The organism is Agrobacterium sp. M50-1, from assembly GCF_049843495.1.
GTDB lineage: Bacteria > Pseudomonadota > Alphaproteobacteria > Rhizobiales > Rhizobiaceae > Agrobacterium > Agrobacterium radiobacter.
Genome location: NZ_JBBHZH010000006.1, coordinates 187,426 through 206,077 on the forward strand (window position 1 = coordinate 187,426; position 18,652 = coordinate 206,077).

At 59.2% G+C, this 18,652-nt stretch carries 17 protein-coding genes and 2 riboswitches; of the genes, 12 read left to right on the forward strand and 5 right to left on the reverse strand.

The features are described from left to right. The first annotated feature begins 6 nt into the window (after positions 1 to 6). The 3 genes from WDZ78_RS15975 (at position 7) to WDZ78_RS15985 (ending at position 3,297) form a co-directional block, all read left to right on the forward strand. Positions 7 to 1,197, forward strand: coding sequence for an MFS transporter (locus tag WDZ78_RS15975; protein WP_425673562.1), 1,191 nt, complete (start codon positions 7 to 9; stop codon positions 1,195 to 1,197). A 120-nt stretch (positions 1,198 to 1,317) separates the two neighbouring features. Then, positions 1,318 to 2,568, forward strand: a complete 1,251-nt coding sequence (gene ispG, locus WDZ78_RS15980) for a flavodoxin-dependent (E)-4-hydroxy-3-methylbut-2-enyl-diphosphate synthase (RefSeq protein ID WP_020010805.1) — start codon at positions 1,318 to 1,320, stop codon at positions 2,566 to 2,568. 66 nt (positions 2,569 to 2,634) lie between these two features. Then, positions 2,635 to 3,297, forward strand: a complete 663-nt coding sequence (locus WDZ78_RS15985; RefSeq protein WP_003505133.1) for an OmpA family protein — start codon at positions 2,635 to 2,637, stop codon at positions 3,295 to 3,297. Between the two features lie 32 nt (positions 3,298 to 3,329). Here the strand turns inward: WDZ78_RS15985 and WDZ78_RS15990 are convergent, their stop codons facing one another. Beyond that, positions 3,330 to 4,244: a polyprenyl synthetase family protein gene (locus WDZ78_RS15990; protein WP_425673563.1), complete on the reverse strand. Its 915-nt coding sequence runs from the start codon at positions 4,242 to 4,244 to the stop codon at positions 3,330 to 3,332. 137 nt (positions 4,245 to 4,381) lie between these two features. On the opposite strand from WDZ78_RS15990, the gene mtgA reads away from it, so the two are divergent. Further along, positions 4,382 to 5,128: a monofunctional biosynthetic peptidoglycan transglycosylase gene (gene mtgA / locus WDZ78_RS15995; protein WP_020010807.1), complete on the forward strand. Its 747-nt coding sequence runs from the start codon at positions 4,382 to 4,384 to the stop codon at positions 5,126 to 5,128. 15 nt (positions 5,129 to 5,143) lie between these two features. Here mtgA and WDZ78_RS16000 read toward each other — a convergent pair whose 3' ends face one another. Both WDZ78_RS16000 and metA read right to left on the reverse strand, forming a co-directional pair. Then, positions 5,144 to 6,163: an aldose epimerase family protein gene (locus WDZ78_RS16000; RefSeq protein ID WP_425673564.1), complete on the reverse strand. Its 1,020-nt coding sequence runs from the start codon at positions 6,161 to 6,163 to the stop codon at positions 5,144 to 5,146. 75 nt (positions 6,164 to 6,238) lie between these two features. Continuing rightward, a complete protein-coding gene (metA, locus tag WDZ78_RS16005) occupies positions 6,239 to 7,165 on the reverse strand; it encodes a homoserine O-acetyltransferase MetA (RefSeq protein ID WP_425673565.1) in 927 nt (308 codons plus the stop codon). 83 nt (positions 7,166 to 7,248) lie between these two features. Continuing rightward, positions 7,249 to 7,325, reverse strand: a riboswitch (SAM riboswitch). A 90-nt stretch (positions 7,326 to 7,415) separates the two neighbouring features. Between metA and WDZ78_RS16010 the strand changes: the two genes are divergently transcribed. The 7 genes from WDZ78_RS16010 (at position 7,416) to WDZ78_RS16040 (ending at position 15,722) form a co-directional block, all read left to right on the forward strand. Next, positions 7,416 to 8,069, forward strand: a complete 654-nt coding sequence (locus WDZ78_RS16010) for a thiamine diphosphokinase (protein WP_020010809.1) — start codon at positions 7,416 to 7,418, stop codon at positions 8,067 to 8,069. A 4-nt stretch (positions 8,070 to 8,073) separates the two neighbouring features. Beyond that, a complete protein-coding gene (locus WDZ78_RS16015) occupies positions 8,074 to 9,900 on the forward strand; it encodes an ABC-F family ATP-binding cassette domain-containing protein (protein ID WP_026363751.1) in 1,827 nt (608 codons plus the stop codon). Between the two features lie 96 nt (positions 9,901 to 9,996). Next, on the forward strand, positions 9,997 to 10,389 hold the full coding sequence (locus WDZ78_RS16020) for a VOC family protein (protein WP_026363752.1): 393 nt from the start codon (positions 9,997 to 9,999) through the stop codon (positions 10,387 to 10,389). Between the two features lie 45 nt (positions 10,390 to 10,434). Beyond that, a riboswitch (TPP riboswitch) is annotated at positions 10,435 to 10,545 on the forward strand. 37 nt (positions 10,546 to 10,582) lie between these two features. Next, positions 10,583 to 11,596, forward strand: coding sequence for a thiamine ABC transporter substrate binding subunit (thiB, locus tag WDZ78_RS16025; RefSeq protein ID WP_425673566.1), 1,014 nt, complete (start codon positions 10,583 to 10,585; stop codon positions 11,594 to 11,596). A 19-nt stretch (positions 11,597 to 11,615) separates the two neighbouring features. After that, positions 11,616 to 13,241, forward strand: coding sequence for a thiamine/thiamine pyrophosphate ABC transporter permease ThiP (thiP, locus tag WDZ78_RS16030; RefSeq protein ID WP_425673567.1), 1,626 nt, complete (start codon positions 11,616 to 11,618; stop codon positions 13,239 to 13,241). Beyond that, positions 13,238 to 13,954 carry an ATP-binding cassette domain-containing protein gene (locus tag WDZ78_RS16035; protein WP_425673568.1) on the forward strand — a complete coding sequence of 239 codons (717 nt, stop codon included), beginning with the start codon at positions 13,238 to 13,240 and terminating at the stop codon, positions 13,952 to 13,954. The genes thiP and WDZ78_RS16035 overlap by 4 nt, the downstream gene beginning before the upstream one ends. A gap of 307 nt (positions 13,955 to 14,261) precedes the next feature. After that, positions 14,262 to 15,722, forward strand: coding sequence for a M48 family metalloprotease (locus tag WDZ78_RS16040; protein WP_020010815.1), 1,461 nt, complete (start codon positions 14,262 to 14,264; stop codon positions 15,720 to 15,722). A 12-nt stretch (positions 15,723 to 15,734) separates the two neighbouring features. Here the strand turns inward: WDZ78_RS16040 and WDZ78_RS16045 are convergent, their stop codons facing one another. Then, a complete protein-coding gene (locus tag WDZ78_RS16045) occupies positions 15,735 to 16,331 on the reverse strand; it encodes a TetR/AcrR family transcriptional regulator (protein ID WP_425673659.1) in 597 nt (198 codons plus the stop codon). A 97-nt stretch (positions 16,332 to 16,428) separates the two neighbouring features. Here WDZ78_RS16045 and WDZ78_RS16050 point away from each other — a divergent pair, with 97 nt between their 5' ends. Beyond that, positions 16,429 to 16,935, forward strand: coding sequence for a DinB family protein (locus WDZ78_RS16050; protein WP_425673569.1), 507 nt, complete (start codon positions 16,429 to 16,431; stop codon positions 16,933 to 16,935). Positions 16,936 to 16,995: 60 nt separating this feature from the next. On the opposite strand, the gene leuC is transcribed toward WDZ78_RS16050, so the two are convergent. Beyond that, the gene (gene leuC / locus WDZ78_RS16055; protein ID WP_020010818.1) at positions 16,996 to 18,405 is read right to left on the reverse strand and encodes a 3-isopropylmalate dehydratase large subunit; all 1,410 of its coding nucleotides are present in this window, start codon (positions 18,403 to 18,405) and stop codon (positions 16,996 to 16,998) included. Positions 18,406 to 18,652 lie beyond the last annotated feature (247 nt).

Below are 18,652 nucleotides of genomic sequence, written 5' to 3' on the forward strand. Positions count from 1 at the left end.
TTGCCGATGAATGGCCCAACGTCATTTTCGCCGACGGCTGTACGCTCGTCCTATCTGACCCGGCACAGGTTGGGCGTTTCCCTGCTGTTCTTGATGAACGGCTTCATGATGGGATCATGGGCGCCCAAGATTCCGGAGTTTGCAGCGCGCCTGTCCCTCAGTGAGAGCGCGCTTGGCCTCATCATTCTGGTCTTCGGCATCGGCTCGCTGGTTTTCATGCCCATTGCCGGTTCGCAGATCGCCCGTTTCGGCTCGCGTACGGTCAGCCTCGTCACCGCCGCTATATTTTTGCCGACGCTGCTTTTCATTTCCTGGGCCGGCACGGTGTGGGCGGGGGTGATCGCGGTATTTCTGTTCGGCGGGCTGACGGGGGCGATGGATGTCGCCATGAACGCCAATGCCGTGGCGGTGGAACGGGATATGCGCCGCGCCATCATGTCGTCGTGCCATGCCTTCTGGAGCCTCGGAGGCCTGATCGGAGCCGGACTTGGCGGTTACCTCATCACCGCAATCGGCGTGCAGGGGCATGCCATCGCGCTGACGGTCATCGCGTTCGTATTGCTGGTCATTGCATGGCCGCGCGTCCTTGCTGATCGTCCGCATCCTGAAGAGGAACGCCCGAAAGGCGGTCTACCGCTGACGCCGCTGCCGTGGATCATCGGCCTGATGGCGCTGTTCTCGATGATTCCGGAAGGCGCGATCCTCGATTGGGGCGCACTTTATCTGCGCAATGAGCTCGGAGCCTCCGTGTCCCAATCCGGTTTTGCCTTTGCGGCCTTCTCCATGACCATGGCCGTCATGCGTTTTGCCGGCGATCTGGTGCGTGACCGCTTCGGCGCCGTGACGACCCTGCGCTTTTGCTCAGCCATGTCGATTATCGGTCTTCTCATTGCCGGTCTGGCGGAAAATTCCACTATTGCGATTATCGGTTTTGCGATTGCCGGTATCGGTATCTCCAACATGGTGCCGATTGCCTTTTCCGCCGCCGGCAACATGCCGGGACTGGCGCCTGGCATCGGCCTTTCGGTCGTCACCACCATGGGTTATTCCGGCATTCTGGTAGCGCCCTCGGCGATCGGCTTCATCGCTGAACATACCGGTCTTGCCAGCGTGTTTCTCGCTCTGCCGCTGCTGCATGTGGTCGTTCTGCTACTTTCACGGCTCGCCCGGCATGCTGATGGTGCGGGCAAGGAATAGGCGTCTCGAATTTTGCCATGATTGCGGTAAAGTAGAAGCTCCAACGCGTTGGGTGTTGACAAGCAGGCCCCCTTGTTTCACCTCAATTGCCAGACCTTGCCGCAAGCTCCAGAGACCGCCATGACGTCACATGCCGATTACGATCCGAAGCCCCGCCGCGCATCCGTCGCCGTAGACGTGGGCGGCGTCATCGTCGGTGGCGGTGCGCCCGTCGTCGTACAGTCGATGACCAACACAGATACGGCTGACATCGACGCCACCGTGCAGCAGGTGGCGGCGCTCTTCCGTGCCGGTTCGGAAATCGTGCGCATCACCGTCGACCGTGATGAGAGTGCGGCCGCCGTACCGAAAATCCGCGAACGATTGCTGCGCCTTGGGCTTGATGTGCCGCTTGTGGGCGATTTCCACTATATCGGTCACAAGCTTCTCGCCGATCACCCTGCCTGTGCCGAGGCGCTGGCCAAATACCGCATCAATCCAGGCAATGTCGGCTTCAAGGACAAGAAGGACAAGCAGTTCGGCGAGATCGTGGAAATGGCGATCCGTTACGACAAGCCGGTGCGAATCGGCGTCAACTGGGGATCGCTCGATCAGGAATTGCTGACGACCCTGATGGACAAGAACAAGGAGCAGGGCTTCCCTCTTTCCGCCCGTCAGGTTACGCGAGAGGCGATCGTTCAGTCGGCACTGATTTCCGCCGAGCTTGCTGAAGAAATCGGCCTGCCACGCAACCGCATCATCCTGTCGGCCAAGGTCAGTCAGGTGCAGGACCTCATCGCTGTTTATTCCATGCTGTCGGAGCGCTCCGACCACGCCCTGCATCTCGGTCTCACCGAAGCAGGCATGGGCTCGAAGGGCATCGTCGCTTCGTCCGCCGCCATGGGTTATGTGCTGCAGCACGGCATCGGCGATACGATCCGCGTTTCGCTGACACCGGAGCCGAATGGCGACCGCACCCGCGAAGTGCAGGTGGCGCAGGAACTGCTGCAGGTCATGGGTTTCCGTCAGTTCATTCCGGTCGTTGCGGCATGTCCCGGCTGCGGGCGCACCACGTCCACCGTCTTTCAGGAACTTGCCCAGAATATCCAGAACGATATTCGCAAGAACATGCCGATCTGGCGGGAGAAATATCCTGGCGTCGAGGCGCTCAATGTCGCCGTCATGGGCTGCATTGTTAACGGCCCCGGTGAAAGCAAACATGCCGATATCGGCATTTCCCTGCCCGGGACCGGCGAAAGCCCGGCAGCGCCCGTCTTTATCGATGGCGAAAAGGCGCTGACCCTGCGTGGTCCCAATATCGCCGCCGATTTTGAAGCGCTTGTGATCGATTACATCGAAAAGCGTTTTGGCCGGAAAGATGCGGCGGAGTAAAGAGTACCGTGAAAAGGCCGGAATTCCACTGTCATACCTCCTGAACCTCTCGGAGCATCAAAACACATGATCAAAAAAATCGCGATCGTCGCCCTTTGCGGGACCTATCTTTCCGCCTGCACCACCACCGATCCCTATACGGGTGAGCAGAAGATGTCGAACACGGCCGGCGGCGCCGGCATCGGCGCCGTGGTTGGTGCTCTGGGTGGTCTGGCTGTCGGCGGATCGCCGACCGGTCGCCGCAATGCCGCGCTTATCGGTGCGGGTATTGGCGCGCTCGCCGGCGGCGCCATCGGCAACTACATGGATGGTCAGGAAGCCGAGCTTCGCGCCCAGCTTCAGGGAACGGGTGTTTCGGTTACCCGCCGCGGCGACAGCATCGTTCTCAACATGCCGTCGAACATCACCTTCGCGACGGACCAGGATCAGGTCATTCCGCCCTTCTACCCGACGCTCGATTCTGTCGCCATCGTGCTGAACAAGTTCAACCGCACGCTGATCGACATCAACGGCCACACCGATTCCACCGGCAGCCTGCAGCATAACCAGGCGCTTTCCGAGCGTCGCGCCGCATCGGTTGCGAATTATATCGGCGCGCGGGGCGTCGACCAGCGCCGTATTTCGACGCTCGGCTTCGGCCCGTCGCAGCCGATCGCCTCGAATGCAACGTCTGACGGTCGCGCCCAGAACCGTCGCGTCGAAGTGCTGATTTCGCCGCTCAAGGGCTGATTGGATGATGGGAAGCTGAGAGGGAAACCGGCTCAGCTTTTCCGTTCAGCGATGAACCTTGCGGCCGCGATGAGAATCGCGGCCTTTTCACCATAGGGAGCCAATAGTTCCGCGGCTTCCGCCACCTGCTCCTGCAGCTTGCGGCGCGCCCAGTCTTCACCGCGCAATGCTACAAGCGTTCCCTTGCCGCGCGCGGCGTCCTTGCCGGTTGCCTTGCCCATGGTGGCGGCGTCGGCCGTCAAATCCAGAAGATCGTCGGCAAGCTGAAAGGCGAGGCCGATCTTTTCGCCGAAGTGACGCAGTCTTTGCCTTTCGGAAACATCGCTGCCGGCGATGATTGCGCCCGCTTCGCAGGCAAAACGCAGCAGTGCGCCAGTTTTCATAGCCTGCAATGTAATGATGCCGGCTTCATTCGGCGCTGTCTTTTCAGCAGCGAGATCAAGGGCCTGGCCACCTGCCATGCCGCCGATGCCCGCTGCGCGGGCAAGCGAAAGCACGAGCGCGGCCTTGCGTTCGGCCGCGAGCGGATTTTCGTCCGAGGCGATTATATCGAAGGCAAGCGTCAGCAGGCTGTCACCGGCGAGAATAGCGGTTGCCTCATCGAATTTGCGATGCACCGTCGGCTGGCCGCGGCGCAGGTCGTCGTCGTCCATGGCCGGCAGATCGTCATGAACCAGCGAATAACAATGGAGGCATTCCAGCGCGGCGCCGACATAAAGGGCGGCTTCGGCATTTCCCTCCGCAAGGGCGGCGCTTTCGATGACGAGAAAGGGCCGCAGGCGTTTGCCGCCGTTCAGCACGCCATGGCGCATGGCGTCGAGCAGGTTTTGCGGGCGCGTGATCTCGTCTGCGCGGGCTTCGCCGGAAAGCAGGCGGCCAAGCAGGGCTTCGGTTTTTGCCGCGTTTTCGCGCAGCTTCGTTTCGAAATTTGTCATCGCAGCGTCCATGTCGCGCTCTTTGGCATGCCGCGCGAATGCAGGCAAACCTTTTCGTGATTCCAGAGGCGCAACTATTTGACCGGACTCGCCTTGAAGGCGGCAATGGACTATGAAAGGCTTCAATTGGTGCGGGGCTTTGACGAATATTGAGCAGTACGCCTGAAAGCGACGCAGATTACGCCGTGCTGGCGGAAGACCGGAGCAGTCCGAAGGTGGATTTTCGCACGTTGGCAAAGCGCATCATCATGACCTTGCTGGCTTTGCTGATCCTGCCCTATCTGCTGATCCCAGTCTATGCGCTGCCGTTTTTCCGTCCGGTCTCGACGCTGATGCTCGCCGATCTGGTGACCTTTCAGGGTTATGACCGGCGCTGGGTGCCGCTCGAGGATATTTCGCCGCGCCTTGTTCAATCCGTGATGATGTCAGAGGACGGGCAGTTCTGTTTTCATGGCGGCGTGGACTGGAACCAGATGCAGTCCGTGGTCAGCAATGCGCTCGACGGGGCGTCCACCCGTGGCGCAAGCACCATTCCGATGCAGACGGCCAAGAACCTGTTTTTATGGAACGGCCGTTCGTTCTTGCGCAAGGGGTTGGAATTGCCGCTGGCGATTGCCGCCGATTTCGTCTGGTCCAAAAAACGGATGATGGAGATTTATCTCAACGTTGCCGAATGGGGACCTGGCATCTACGGCATCGAGGCCGCAGCACAGCACCACTTCAAGGTGCCGGCCGCAAAGCTCAGTTCCCGCCAGGCAGCGCTGCTGGCTGTATCATTGCCTAATCCCATCGACCGCGTCGCCAGCAAGCCGGGACGCGGGTTGCAACGGCTTGCCGGCCTTATCGAACGGCGCGCCCGCGCCTCCGGCGGCTATGTCGGCTGCGTGCTGGATTGACCCCAGCGCGCTGCTTCAGCCTTTCCTAAAGATATAGTCCGTTTCCTGACGCAGTGTTTCGCCCGGCCGCAGGATTGCATGCGGAAAATCCGGGTGATTGACGGCATCTGGCCAAATCTGCGTTTCCAGGCAGAAACCTGCAAAGGGGCCGTAGTGACGGCCATCGAGGCCCGGAACCGGGACATCCAGTTTGAAGGCCGAATAAAATTGCACACCGGGTTCGGTGGTGTGAACCTCAAGGGCGATATCGGAGGCCGGTGAATAGGCGCGGGCGACCTTGCGCTTGGCGCGACGCTCGGGCGAGAGGCAGAAATTATGGTCGTAAAGGACCTGCTCGCCATTCTCCTTGCGCCGCATCGGTGTCGGCTGGCGCAGATCGAAGACGGTGCCCTCGACGGAGCGGATTTCGCCCGTCGGTATCTGCTTGTCGTTGGTGGGTAGATAAAAGTCAGCCGCGATGCTGATCTCATGCCCCAATGCGGTATCTGCCCCATCGAGATTGAAATAGGAATGCTGGCAGACATTGGCGATGGTCGGCTTGTCGGTCACCGTTTCATAGACCACCGAAAGCACACCGCCGTCGAAGATCGTATAGGTGGCCGTGACCGTGCAATTGCCAGGATAACCAGCGCGGCCATCGGGATCGATGATCTGCAGAACCGCATGGCTCTCGCCATGTTCCATCAGCATCCAGTTGCGTTTGCCCATGCCGTCGCTGCCGCCATGCAGATGGGTTACGCCCTTTTCGTTCAGCTCCAGCTGGTATTCGTGCCCGTCGATCGAGAACCGGCCGTCACCGATACGGTTGGCGTTGCGGCCGGGGGTGGCGCCGAAATAGGAGGAATATTTGTAATCCTCGAACTTGTCGAAGCCGAGCACGAGTGCCGGCTGGTGGCCCTCAAGGCGCAGATCCTGGATGACGGCGCCCCAGGTGATGACCTTGGCCGTCAGCCCGCCTTTCGAGATGGTGACGCGTTCGACTTTTTCGCCGGTCGCCGTGAAACCGAAATTCTCCCGTGCCGCCGTGTCGCTCATCTCTTCATTCTCCCTGGTGTCGCGAATTGCCGGGCGGACGTTGCGTCATTTTCCGGCAATTCGCAATCCCGCAATTTACGCGGCCAGTTGCCCGATGGCTTCGAGATCATAGGGTGTCGTCTGGTATATCTCGTTGATCCAGTTGCCGAAAAACAGATGGGCATGGCTGCGCCAGCGGTTGAGCGGGGCAAGTTCCGGGTCATTGTGCGGAAAATAATCATGCGGCAGCTTGATTGGCACGCCGGCATTCGCGTCCCGGAAATACTCATCCGAAAGCGACGTTGAATCATATTCGACATGGTTGAACATGTAGAGCCTGTTGCCCTCTTTCTCATGCACCAGGCAAACGCCCATTTCCTCTGACTCCATCAGGATTTCGAGTCTCGGATGTTTTTCGATATCGGCGCGGCGTACTTCCGTCCAGCGTGAGACCGGAACCTGGAAATCATCCGAAAAGCCGTTCAGATAGATCGACGAGGGGCAAAGATTGCGGTGACGATAAACCCCGAAAGCCTTTTCCTTCAGTTCGTGCTTCGGCACGCCGTGGAAATGATAGATAGCGGCCATCGCTCCCCAGCAGACATTCAGCGTCGAATGGACGTTGGTCCGCGTCCATTCGAAAATTTGTCGCATTTCATTCCAGTAGGTCACATCTTCATAGGCCAGCGTCTCCACGGGCGCGCCGGTGATGATGAAACCGTCAAACTTGCGGTGGCGCACTTCTTCCCACGTCTCGTAGAAGGACAGGAGATGTTCTTCCGGCGTGTTCTTGGCTCTATGGCCGCCGATCCGCACCAGCGACAGCTCCACCTGCAGCGGCGAGGCGCCGACAAGGCGCGCCATCTGGATTTCCGTCTTGATCTTGTTCGGCATGAGGTTGAGAAGCCCGATCTGGAGCGGGCGGATATCCTGCCGGATGGCCGCCGTTTCGGTCATGACCCGCACGCCCTCATGAACGAGGGTCTCAAAGGCGGGAAGCGTATCGGGAATCTTGATCGGCATGTCGAACTCTCTTTTCCGGATCACGTAAAGAACGTTGCGAAAACAAAAAAACCGGCAGCGAAATCGCGACCGGTCCCAGGAAATTGCCTTTTTCCTCGACCCTTTAGCGACTTCTTTAAAGTGGCTGCAAGCCGGTCGGCAAATCACCACTGAGGCGTTTCATAATCCCGAAGCCGGCGAAAATCAATATAGGCTGATTTCATCGGGGTTTCGGCTTTCCATTTTCGACCGAGGTGCGGTAAGGCAGGGCATGGATAAAGAGCGTTTCACCATTCTGCTTGGCGGCGATGTCACGGTGACCGATCGTCTGAAGTCAGCGGTCGCGGATAGCCGTGTGATTGCGGCCGATGGCGGCATGCGCCATGCCGTGCCGCTTGGCCTCAAGCCGGAGCTGTGGGTCGGGGATTTCGATTCCGCCAGCAAAGAGTTGCTGGATGCCTGGCCTGATGTGGTGCGGCAGCCTTACCCTGCCGCAAAGGCGGTGACGGATGGCGAGATCGCGGTATCGGAAGCTCTCTCCCGTGGAGCGCATTCGCTGGTGCTTGTCGGTGCGCTTGGAGGCGAGAGAAGCGACCATGCACTGCAGCACCTTCTTTACGCGGTGGCGCTGGCCGAACGTGGTATCGACGTTACGCTGACGTCAGGTGAAGAAGAGGCCCGGCCGCTGCTTCCCGGTTTGCTGGATGTCGATCTGCCGCCCGCTTCGCTGTTTTCTGTTGCCGGATTTACCGCCCTTGCGGGGCTTGATATCGGCAATGTGCGTTATCCGCTGAAGGATTTCGCGCTTGCTTTCGGCTCCTCCCGCACTATTTCCAATGTCGCGAATGGCGGCCCCGTGCATTTCTCGCTGAAAAGCGGAAAAGCCATCGTGCTCGCCCGCCCTTATGATCTGACCGGAGCCTGACGCCTTGGCACCCCCAATTTTGAAACTCGATGACATCAAGCTGACCTTCGGTGTGACCCCGCTGCTCGATGGCGCCAATCTCCAGGTAGAGCCGGGCGATCGCATCTGCCTTGTCGGGCGCAACGGTTCGGGCAAGTCGACGCTGATGAAGATCGCTGCGGGTCTCGTTGAAGCGCAGTCGGGTGAGGTTTTCCGGCATCCGTCCGCGACCATCCGTTATCTGGAACAGGCGCCGGATTTCAACGGTTACGACACCGTGCAGGCCTATGCCGAGGCTGGGCTTGGACCCGGCGACGATCCCTATCGCGTCACCTATCTTCTTGAGCATCTCGGCCTCACGGGGCAGGAACATCCGGCAAGCCTTTCCGGCGGTGAGGCGCGACGTGCGGCCCTTGCCCGCGTGATGGCGCCGGAACCTGATATCCTGATGCTGGACGAACCCACCAACCATCTGGATCTGCCGACCATCGAATGGCTTGAGAGCGAGTTGCAGCAGACGCGCAGCGCGCTGGTGCTGATTTCGCACGACCGCCGTTTTCTCGAAAAAGTCTCGACTTCGACCGTCTGGCTCGATCGTGGCCAGTCCCGCCGTCTCAATCGCGGCTTTGCCCATTTCGAGGAATGGCGCGACAAGGTGCTGGAAGAGGAAGAGCTGGAGCAGCACAAGCTCGGCAAGGCCATCGAACGCGAAGAACACTGGATGCGCTATGGCGTGACCGCGAGGCGCAAGCGCAACATGCGCCGCGTTGGTGAGCTTCAGGCCATGCGTGCGGAATATCGCGGCCACAAGGGGCCGCAGGGCACGGTGCAGGCGACCGTGACCGAGGGGCGTGAATCCGGCAAGCTGGTCATCGAGGCCGAGGCCATCACCAAGGCCTACGGCGAGCGCGTGATCGTCGCGCCGTTTTCGCTGCGTGTCCATCGCGGGGATTGCATCGGTTTCGTCGGTCCAAATGGCGCCGGTAAAACCACACTTCTGAAGATGCTTACCGGCCAGCTTGAGCCTGATAGCGGTACGGTGAAGCTCGGCACCAATCTGGAGATCGCGACGCTCGACCAGAAACGCGAGGATCTCAATCCCAACGATACGCTCGCGCATTATCTGACCGATGGCCGCGGCGAAAACCTGCTGGTCAACGGCGAATTGAAGCATGTGACGGGCTACATGAAAGATTTCCTGTTCCAGCCGGAACAGGCCCGCACGCCGATCCGCAATCTTTCCGGCGGCGAGCGCGCGCGCCTTATTCTGGCGCGCATTCTGGCGCGGCCGACCAATCTTCTGATCCTCGACGAGCCGACCAACGATCTCGATATCGAAACGCTTGATCTTTTGCAGGAAATCGTCGCTGGCTTTTCCGGCACGGTCATTCTCGTCAGCCACGACCGTGATTTTCTCGATCGCACCGTCACCTCCACCATCGCCCCCGTCAATCCGGACCAGCCGGATGGACGATGGATCGAATATGCCGGTGGCTATTCGGACATGATGGCGCAGCGCAAGGGAGCTGCGGAAGAAAAACGCAAGGCTGAGAAGCAGGAAAAAGCGAAGGCCGCACCTTCGGCCTCCACGTCGCAGGATCCTTCAAAGGCCAAGGGCAAGCTTTCCTTCAAGCAGAAATTCGCGCTTGAAAATCTTCCCAAGGAGATGGAAAAGGCGCAAAGCGAAATCGCAAAACGCGAGCAGCGCATGGCTGACCCTCAACTCTTCACCAAGGATCCGGCCGCCTTCAATACGCTGGCGCAGGAAATGACGAAGCTGCGCGAAAAGCTGGAGACCATGGAAGAGGAATGGCTGGAGCTGGAGATGTTGCGCGAGGAACTGGAGGGCTGAAGGCGGTAGGCCCCTCGTTTGATCGACCTTCCTTCGGTCTTTGACAGAAAAGCGGAATTGCCGTTCTATGCCGGTTCGTTTGGAGGAGTTGTGAAAATGCGCATGATTTTCGTCAATCTGCCGGTCAAGAATATCGAGACATCAAGAAGCTTCTTCACGGCTCTCGGTTTCAGCTTCAATCCGGAATATTCCGATGACCGCACGCTCTGCATGATCGTGGAAGAAAACATCTTCGTGATGCTTCTTCAGGAAGGGCGTTTCCGCGATTTCATCAATGGCGACATCGCCGATGCGACGCGCACCACCGAGGTTCTGACCTGTCTCACGGCGGGAAGCCGCGACGAAATCGACCGGATGATTGCAACCGCACTCGCGTCAGGTGGCAGTGGCTGGAAACCGGTTCAGGACCATGGCTTCATGTATGCCGGCAGCTTTCAGGATCCCGACGGGCATGTCTGGGAACTGGTGCATATGACGGCGCAGGGTTGATCCCGGCCATCTTGCCAAGCAGGGACGACGGGACTACACCATCATCTTGATCTAACGGGGTGTCTTTTGTGCTTGCGCGCAAAAGGCTGAGAGGCTTGCCAACCCGAAGAACCTGATCCGGTTCATACCGGCGGAGGGATTAGACGGCTTCAAGGCAGGCGGCTATTTCCCTTTTTGTTTTGAGGAGATACCCGTGCGCCGTCGTCTTTTCCTGAATTCCCTTGTTGTCGCTTCCCTGTTCCTGCCCGGTCTTGCCGCCGCGCAGGACAAACAGGAACTGACCGTCTACACCTATGAGAGTTTCGTTTCCGAATGGGGTCCCGGTCCCAAGGTAAAAGAAGCCTTCGAGAAGGTCTGTGGATGCACGCTGAATTTCGTTGGCGTGGCCGATGGTGTCGCACTTCTCAACCGTCTGAAGCTCGAAGGCGCGGGGTCTAAGGCGGATGTGGTCGTTGGTCTCGACACCAATCTTGTCGCAGAGGCGAAACAGACCGGTCTTTTTGATGTCAGCGGCATCGATGCCTCGGCGGCCAAGGTGCCGGGAGGTTACGGGGACGATGTTTTCGTGCCTTACGACTACGGGCATTTCGCCGTCATCTATGACACACAGACGGTGAAGCACCCACCGGCGAGCCTGAAAGAGTTGGTGGAAGGTGACCCCTCGCAGAAGATCGCCATTCAGGACCCGCGCACGTCCACGCCGGGGCTCGGCCTGCTGCTGTGGGTAAAATCGGTTTACGGTGACAAGGCGCCGGAAGCCTGGGAAAAGCTCAGGAAGCGCATCCTCACCGTCACGCCGGGCTGGTCGGAATCCTATGGCCTTTTCACCAAGGGGGAGGTGCCGATGGTGCTCTCCTACACCACCTCGCCCGCTTATCACATGGTCTCGGAAAAGACGGACCGTTATCAGGCCGCAGCTTTTTCTGAAGGGCACTATATCCAGATCGAAGTGTCCGGCCTTCTCAAAAACGCGCCGCACAAGGAGCTGGCAAAGCAGTTCCTTGCTTTCACGCTGACATCAGGATTTCAGGACGCCATTCCGGAAAACAACTGGATGATGCCGGTTGCGGCAACCTCCAATCCCCTGCCGGAGGCGTTTTCCAAACTCGTGGTGCCGCAGAAGACTTTCCTGATGGACCCGGAAGAGGTGGCGAAGAACCGCAAGGCGTGGATTGACGAATGGCTTGCGGCCATGAGCATGAATTGAGGAAGAGGCACGCCCGCGCATGATGCTGCGTCGCGATTATCGGCGGTCGATCATTTTCGGAACGGCGGCTTTTGCCGCCGTTTTCCTGTTCATGGCGCTCGCCGTTGCAGCTCTCCTTTCTTTTGATGCGGGCGCGTCCGCTGCCGGTATCATGGATGCCTATACGCTACGCATCCTGCGTTTCACGCTTTATCAGGCGACGCTTTCCACCCTTCTTTCCATTGTTCTCGGCCTGCCGGTGGCGCTGGCGCTTTGCCGGCGACGCGAGTTTCCGGGAAGGATCTGGATCGTCAGGCTGATGGCGGTGCCGATGGGCTTGCCCGTCATCGTTGGCGCTTTCGGCATCATCACCATTTGGGGCAGGCAGGGTGTTTTGAATACGGCCCTCGTTTTTGCCGGTGCGGATGAACCTTTCAGCATTTACGGCCTTTCCGGCATTCTCATCGCCCATGTGTTTTTCAATCTGCCGCTTTCGGTCCGGCTGATGCTGGCCGGGCTTGAACGTATTCCGGGCGAATATTGGCGCATGGCGGCAAGCCTCGGCATGGGGCCAGTCTCGATTTTCCGTTTTATCGAGTGGCCGGCGGTTGCGCGGCTCGTTCCCGGCATTGCCGGGCTTGTCTTCATGCTGTGCGCCACCAGCTTCACGCTCGTGCTTCTTTTAGGCGGCGGGCCGGCAGCCACGACACTGGAGGTGGCGATTTATCAGGCGCTGCGGTTCGATTTCGATCCGCAGCGGGCGATTGCGCTTTCGGTTTTGCAGATTGCCCTCACCGCAATTCTGCTTGGCCTTCTCGCCTTTTTGCCGTCGCCCGAAGCGGAAATCCCTTCGCTTGGTCGTTCCCTTCGCCGTTTCGATGGCAAGGGGATAGGCGCGCGTCTGTGGGATGGGGCGGCAATTGTTTTCGCGATTCTGCTGATCGGCCTGCCGCTTGTCGCCATAGCTGTCTCGGGTTTGAGTGCCGATCTGCCGCGCCTTCTGTCCGCGCCGATTTTCCTGCGCGCGGCGGCGACCAGCCTTGCAATCGCCGCGCTCTCCGCAGCCCTCGTCGTGTTCTGCTGCATGGCGATCATCGGTGCAAGGCAGGCGGTGGGCTCCAGACGGCAGGCGGGGCAGCCCCTGCGCTTCCTCTCCGCCATGCTTGGGGCGGGGTCTTCGCTGGTGCTTTTGGTGCCGCCTGTCGTGTTGGGAAGCGGGTGGTTCCTGTTATTGCGGATTTTCGGCAATGTCAGCTTCTATGCGCCCGTTCTCGTGGCGCTTATCAACATGCTGATGGGTTTGCCGCTTGCCATGCGGGTACTGGAGCCGGCCTTCACCAGTCATTTTTTGCGCACCGGCCGGCTTTCCGCCAGTCTCGGGCTTCAGGGCTTGACGCGGTTGTGGTTTGCCGATCTTCCGGTTCTGTGGCGGCCTCTGGCTATGGCGTTTTCCTTCGCCATGGCCCTGTCGCTCGGCGATTTAGGCGCGGTTGCCCTGTTCGGCTCGGAGAATTTCGTCACCCTGCCATGGCTGGTTTATAGCAATATGGGCAGCTATCGCACCAATGATGCCGCTGGTTATGCCTTTCTTCTCGGCATCGTCTGCCTGCTGCTTGCCGCAGGCGGCGTTTCACGGCAATCCCAATCAGCAAGGGCGAGCATATGACAGGCAATGATTTTGCCGTTGAACTGGACAAGGTCGGGCTGCGGCTGGGAACACAGGATTTCGAGCTTGATTGCACATTCCCGCAAGGCCGAATAACCGCTGTCGTCGGAGCCTCGGGTTCGGGGAAGTCGACACTTCTCAATCTCGTCGCGGGTTTCGAGGCGCCGGATTCCGGCCGCGTGATGATCGGCGGGCAGGACATGACGACGCTCGATCCTTCGGAAAGACCGGTCTCATCAATCTTCCAGGATAATAATCTTTTCGCTCATCTCGATATCTTCACCAATATCGCTCTCGGTGTGAGCCCGGGGCTGAAATTGCGGGTGGAAGACCGGCAAGAGATTGAGATGGCCCTCGTCCGCGTCGGTCTTGCGGGTTTCGACAAACGTTTGCCGGGCACGCTTTCCGGCGGAGAAAGGCAGAGGGCGGCGCTGGCGCGCGCGCTGGTGAGGAAAAAACCTGTCATGCTGCTTGATGAACCTTTCGCGGCACTCGATCCGGGATTGCGGGCGGGCATGACCTCCCTGCTTCTCGACTTGCACGCCGAAACAAAAAATACGGTGATTATTGTCACCCATCATCCCGAAGACATAAAAAAGCTGGCGCAGCGGGTGGTGTTTCTTGAACGCGGCCGGGTTGTCTACACCGGTCCGACCGCAGATTTCTTCGCCACACAAAATGTGAAGGCCGTCGACAGTTTTCTGAACGGGTGATCGCCTTATTTTCGACGCGCGCCGCTGGCAATCGCTTTAGATGACTTCAATGGCGCTAATTTGCACTTGCCAGTTTCAAGTTGTTGCCCGAGAAAAGATGGGAATTATTGCGTTCTTCAGGAATATTCCGGACTTGATGGATCGTTTTTACCGTTTTGGCATTCATCGCCCGTTGGGGCGAATCTGTTATTCTGGTCTGCAATTAACGGATGATCAGGAACGTTAGGGGCAGGCATAGAGAATGAGAAATAGCATGACTGCACAGTGGAGGCTCTTCTCCCGTTCAGGCCTTCGCCGTTCGGGCAGGATGGCTGCCGCCTGTTCCGTGCTGACGGCGTCTGCCGTGTTCCTGTCGTCGTGCCAGTCCCTCTTCAGCCCGGCCTACCAGTCCACCCTGCGCCCCTCGGATAATCCGCAGACCGTGGAAGAGGTGCAGAAGAATGATCCCCGCGCGCAGATGGGTGCGCGCGAGCATCCGCGCATCGTGGCGAGTTATGGCGGCGAATACCGTGACGCCAAGACGGAAAGGCTTGTCGCCCGCATCGCCGGCGCGCTGACGGCCGTTTCGGAAAATCCGCAACAGTCCTACCGCATCACAATCCTCAACTCGCCGGCCATCAACGCCTTTGCGCTGCCGGGCGGATATCTTTACGTGACGCGCGGGCTTCTGGCGCTTGCCAACGATGCTTCGGAAGTGGCTGCAGTACTTTCGCATGAGATGGGCCATGTCACCGCCAACCACGGCATAGAACGCCAGCGCCGGGAAGAGGCGGAGGTGATTGCCAGCCGCGTGGTTGCCGAAGTGCTGTCGAGCGATCTCGCCGGCAAGCAGGCGCTTGCGCGCGGCAAGCTGCGGCTCGCGGCCTTTTCGCGTCAGCAGGAATTGCAGGCGGATGTGATCGGCGTGCGGATGTTGGGCGAGGCTGGCTACGACCCCTTTGCCTCGCCGCGTTTTCTGGATTCCATGGCGGCCTATGCGCGGTTTTCCTCGGCCGATCCTGAAAATGACCAGAGCCTCGACTTCCTTTCAAGCCACCCCAACACGCCGCAGCGTATCGAGCTTGCGCGCCGTCATGCCCGTGCCTTCGGCCAGGATGGCCAGGTCGGAGATCGTGGTCGCGATTGGTTTCTGGATGGCATAGACGGCCTGCTTTATGGCGACAGCCCGCAGGAAGGGTATGTTCGCGGCCAGACATTCCTGCACGGAACGCTCGGCATCCGCTTCGACGTGCCGGAAGGTTTCGTCATCGACAACAAGGTCGAGGCCGTTCTGGCGACGGGGCCGGGCGATATGGCCATCCGTTTCGACGGCGTGGCCGATCCGAAACAGACGAGCCTTGCCAATTATCTGACCAGCGGCTGGGTTGCGGGCCTGTTGCCGGAAACCGTCAAGGAAACCCAGATCAACGGTCTGGAGGCTGCGACGGCGCGGGCAAGCGCGGATAAATGGGATTTCGACGTGACCGTCATTCGTGTCGGCCAGCAGATATTCCGTTTCCTGACGGCTGTACCGAAGGGCAATACCCAGCTCGATTCCATCGCCAATACATTGCGCACCAGCTTCCGCAAGATGACGCCACAGGAAATCGCCTCGCTGAAGCCGCTGAGGGTGCGGGTGGTGACGGTGAAGCCTGGTGAAACCGTGGCGACGATGGCGGCGCGGATGATGGGAACCGACCGTAAGCTCGACATGTTCCGCATGATCAACGCCATGAGCGCCACGGCCACCATTCAGCCGGGCCAGCGGGTGAAGATCATTTCGGAATGAGTTGATGGCCTCTCATTCACCGGTTGCCTGCGACAGGTAGGCGTGAACGAGTGCGATCATTTCCCGCCTGACTTTGGGCGATTGCAGCTCTCCGCGGCGGGCGGCATTATGAATGATGCCGTCAATGGCATCCGATACGATCAGCGCCGTGGTTCCGCTTTCGACCTTTGAACCGGCTGGCATATGTGCCGCGATCGCTGCCGCGTAGAGACCGAGATATTCCTGTTCGAAAGCGCTGTTGGGATCGTTCATCCCTTTGTGGCTGGGCGCATCATCCAGAAGGACCTTATGAAGGCCGGGGTGCATGCTGTGGACCGCGATCATGCCGGTCACGAGTTCTTCCACGAATCTAGCGAGCGATTGCCGCTTTTGCGCGACGCTCTTCATGATGGAGAGACAGTCCTCGAGATGACGGTGGCGCACCGCTTCCACGATCGAAACCTTGTCCGGGAAATATTGATAGAGCGAGCCGATACTGACGCCGGCCGTTTCTGCGACCATGTTTGTGGTAAAGCCCGCCCAGCCCTGATCGCTTAAAATGCGAGCCGCCGCATGGATAACGGCATCGACCGTGGCCCGGGAACGCTGCTGACGCGGCTCCTTGCGCATCTCGGTCTTCCGCTTTGCAATGCGAGTAGACAAGGCATCCTCCATGGCGAAAATATAAACATAGTGCTCACATTTTTAAGATGTAAAGGATATTGTCATGAGGGATTTGCTCAGGAGCCTGCTTGGCTATCACCAATGGGCGAACAGGGATTTATTCGAGAAACTCAGCTACCTCGATCCCGTTAAGAACGCGCACGAACGGCACACCGGAATCCGGCTGATCAATCACTATCATGTCGTCGCGAAGATTTTTTCGGGTCATCTCACCGGCACGGCGCATGGTTTTCTCTCCGATAATACCGAGGCAACGCCGCAACTGGACGATCTTGCGAAGGATGTTGCTGCTCTCGATCGCTGGTATCTCGATTATATCGGGAAAACATCACCGGCATCGCTTGGCGAATTTGTCGCCTTCACCTTTACGGATGGTGACAGGGGTTACATGTCCCGCGCGGAGATGATCTCGCACATGGTCCTTCACGCCGGTATTCACAGAGGAGAGGTCGCGCGTATCTTGAGCCAGCTTTCCATCACGCCGCCCTGGGATACTTTTGCCGTGTTTCTGCACGGCACGCAGCCGCAACGGCGTTCGCAGGGGGCATAATAAGAAGCCACCCGCCCCGGCGGGGTCGGGTGGCTTTCCTGAAACGATGGTCTCAGGAACCTATTGCCACTCGCGCACGTCGACGAAATGACCGGCGATCGCCGCCGCCGCTGCCATGGCAGGGGAGACGAGGTGGGTGCGGCTCTTATAGCCCTGACGGCCCTCGAAATTGCGGTTGGAGGTGGAGGCGCAGCGTTCGCCGGGCTTCAGGCGGTCGTCATTCATGGCAAGGCACATGGAACATCCCGGTTCGCGCCATTCGAAACCGGCTTCGAGGAAAATCTTGTCCAGACCTTCCTTTTCCGCCTGTTCCTTCACGAGACCGGAGCCGGGCACGATCATTGCCGAGACCGTGGGGGCGACCTTGCGGCCGTCGACGATTTTCGCCGCCGCACGCAAATCCTCGATGCGGCCATTGGTGCACGAGCCGATGAAGACACGGTCGATGGCGATATCGGTGATGCGCGTTCCGGGCTTCAGGCCCATGTATTCCAGCGCACGCCATTTGGAGGTACGCTTGTTTTCTTCCTCGATATCATCCGGATTGGGAACGATCCCTTCAACGGAGGTCACGTCTTCGGGAGACGAGCCCCAGGAGACGATGGGCGGCAGGTTGGCCGCATCCAGCACCACGACCTTGTCGTAATGGGCGCCTTCGTCGGACTTCAGCGTTTTCCAATAGGCAATGGCCTGTTCCAGCGTTTCGCCCTTCGGCGAGCGCGGCTTGTCCTTGATGTAGTCAAAGGTTGTTTCGTCAGGTGCGATAAGACCTGCGCGGGCGCCGCCCTCAATGGTCATGTTGCAGACCGTCATGCGGCCTTCCATGGAGAGTGAGCGGATCGCCTCGCCGGCAAATTCGATCACGTGACCGGTGCCGCCAGCTGTGCCGATCTCGCCGATAATGGCGAGGATGATGTCCTTGGCGGTAACACCATCCGGGATTTTGCCGTCAACACGCACCAGCATGTTCTTGGCTTTTTTCTGGATCAGCGTCTGGGTCGCCAGAACGTGCTCCACTTCCGAGGTGCCGATGCCATGCGCCAGTGCGCCAAAGGCGCCGTGGGTCGAGGTATGGCTGTCGCCGCAGACGATCGTCATGCCGGGCAGGGTGAAACCCTGTTCGGGGCCGACGATGTGAACGATGCCCTGGCGCTTGTCGCGCTCGGAATAATATTCGACGCCGAAATCCCTGGCGTTCTGCGCGAGCGCTTCCACCTGGATGCGGCTTTCCTCGTTCTTGATACCTTCCAGCCGGTCGGCCGTGGTCGGAACGTTATGGTCAACGACGGCCAGCGTGCGGGACGGTGAATGCACGGGGCGACCGGCCATGCGCAGGCCTTCGAAGGCCTGCGGGCTCGTCACCTCATGGACGAGGTGACGGTCGATGTAGAGAAGACAGGTTCCGTCCGGATCACGATTGACGACGTGGTCGTCCCAGATCTTGTCATACAGGGTGCGGGGTGCGCTCATGGCTCTGTGCCTTGTCATATAAAAGGGTAATGAGGGTTCAGTAAGGCGTTGGACAGCGTGCTGCTGTCAGGCGAGCCTAAGTCGGCTGGTGAGCGCCCCGGAAACGCGCGCAAAGAACCGTGCCGGCAGACGCTTGTGGTCCTGCAGCACATAAACATTCTGCGCGAGACATCCGAATTTAGATCCCATGGCAGCGTTCATAGCAGATCGCCGGTTTTACGGCAATATGAATGCGTACAGCCCTGAA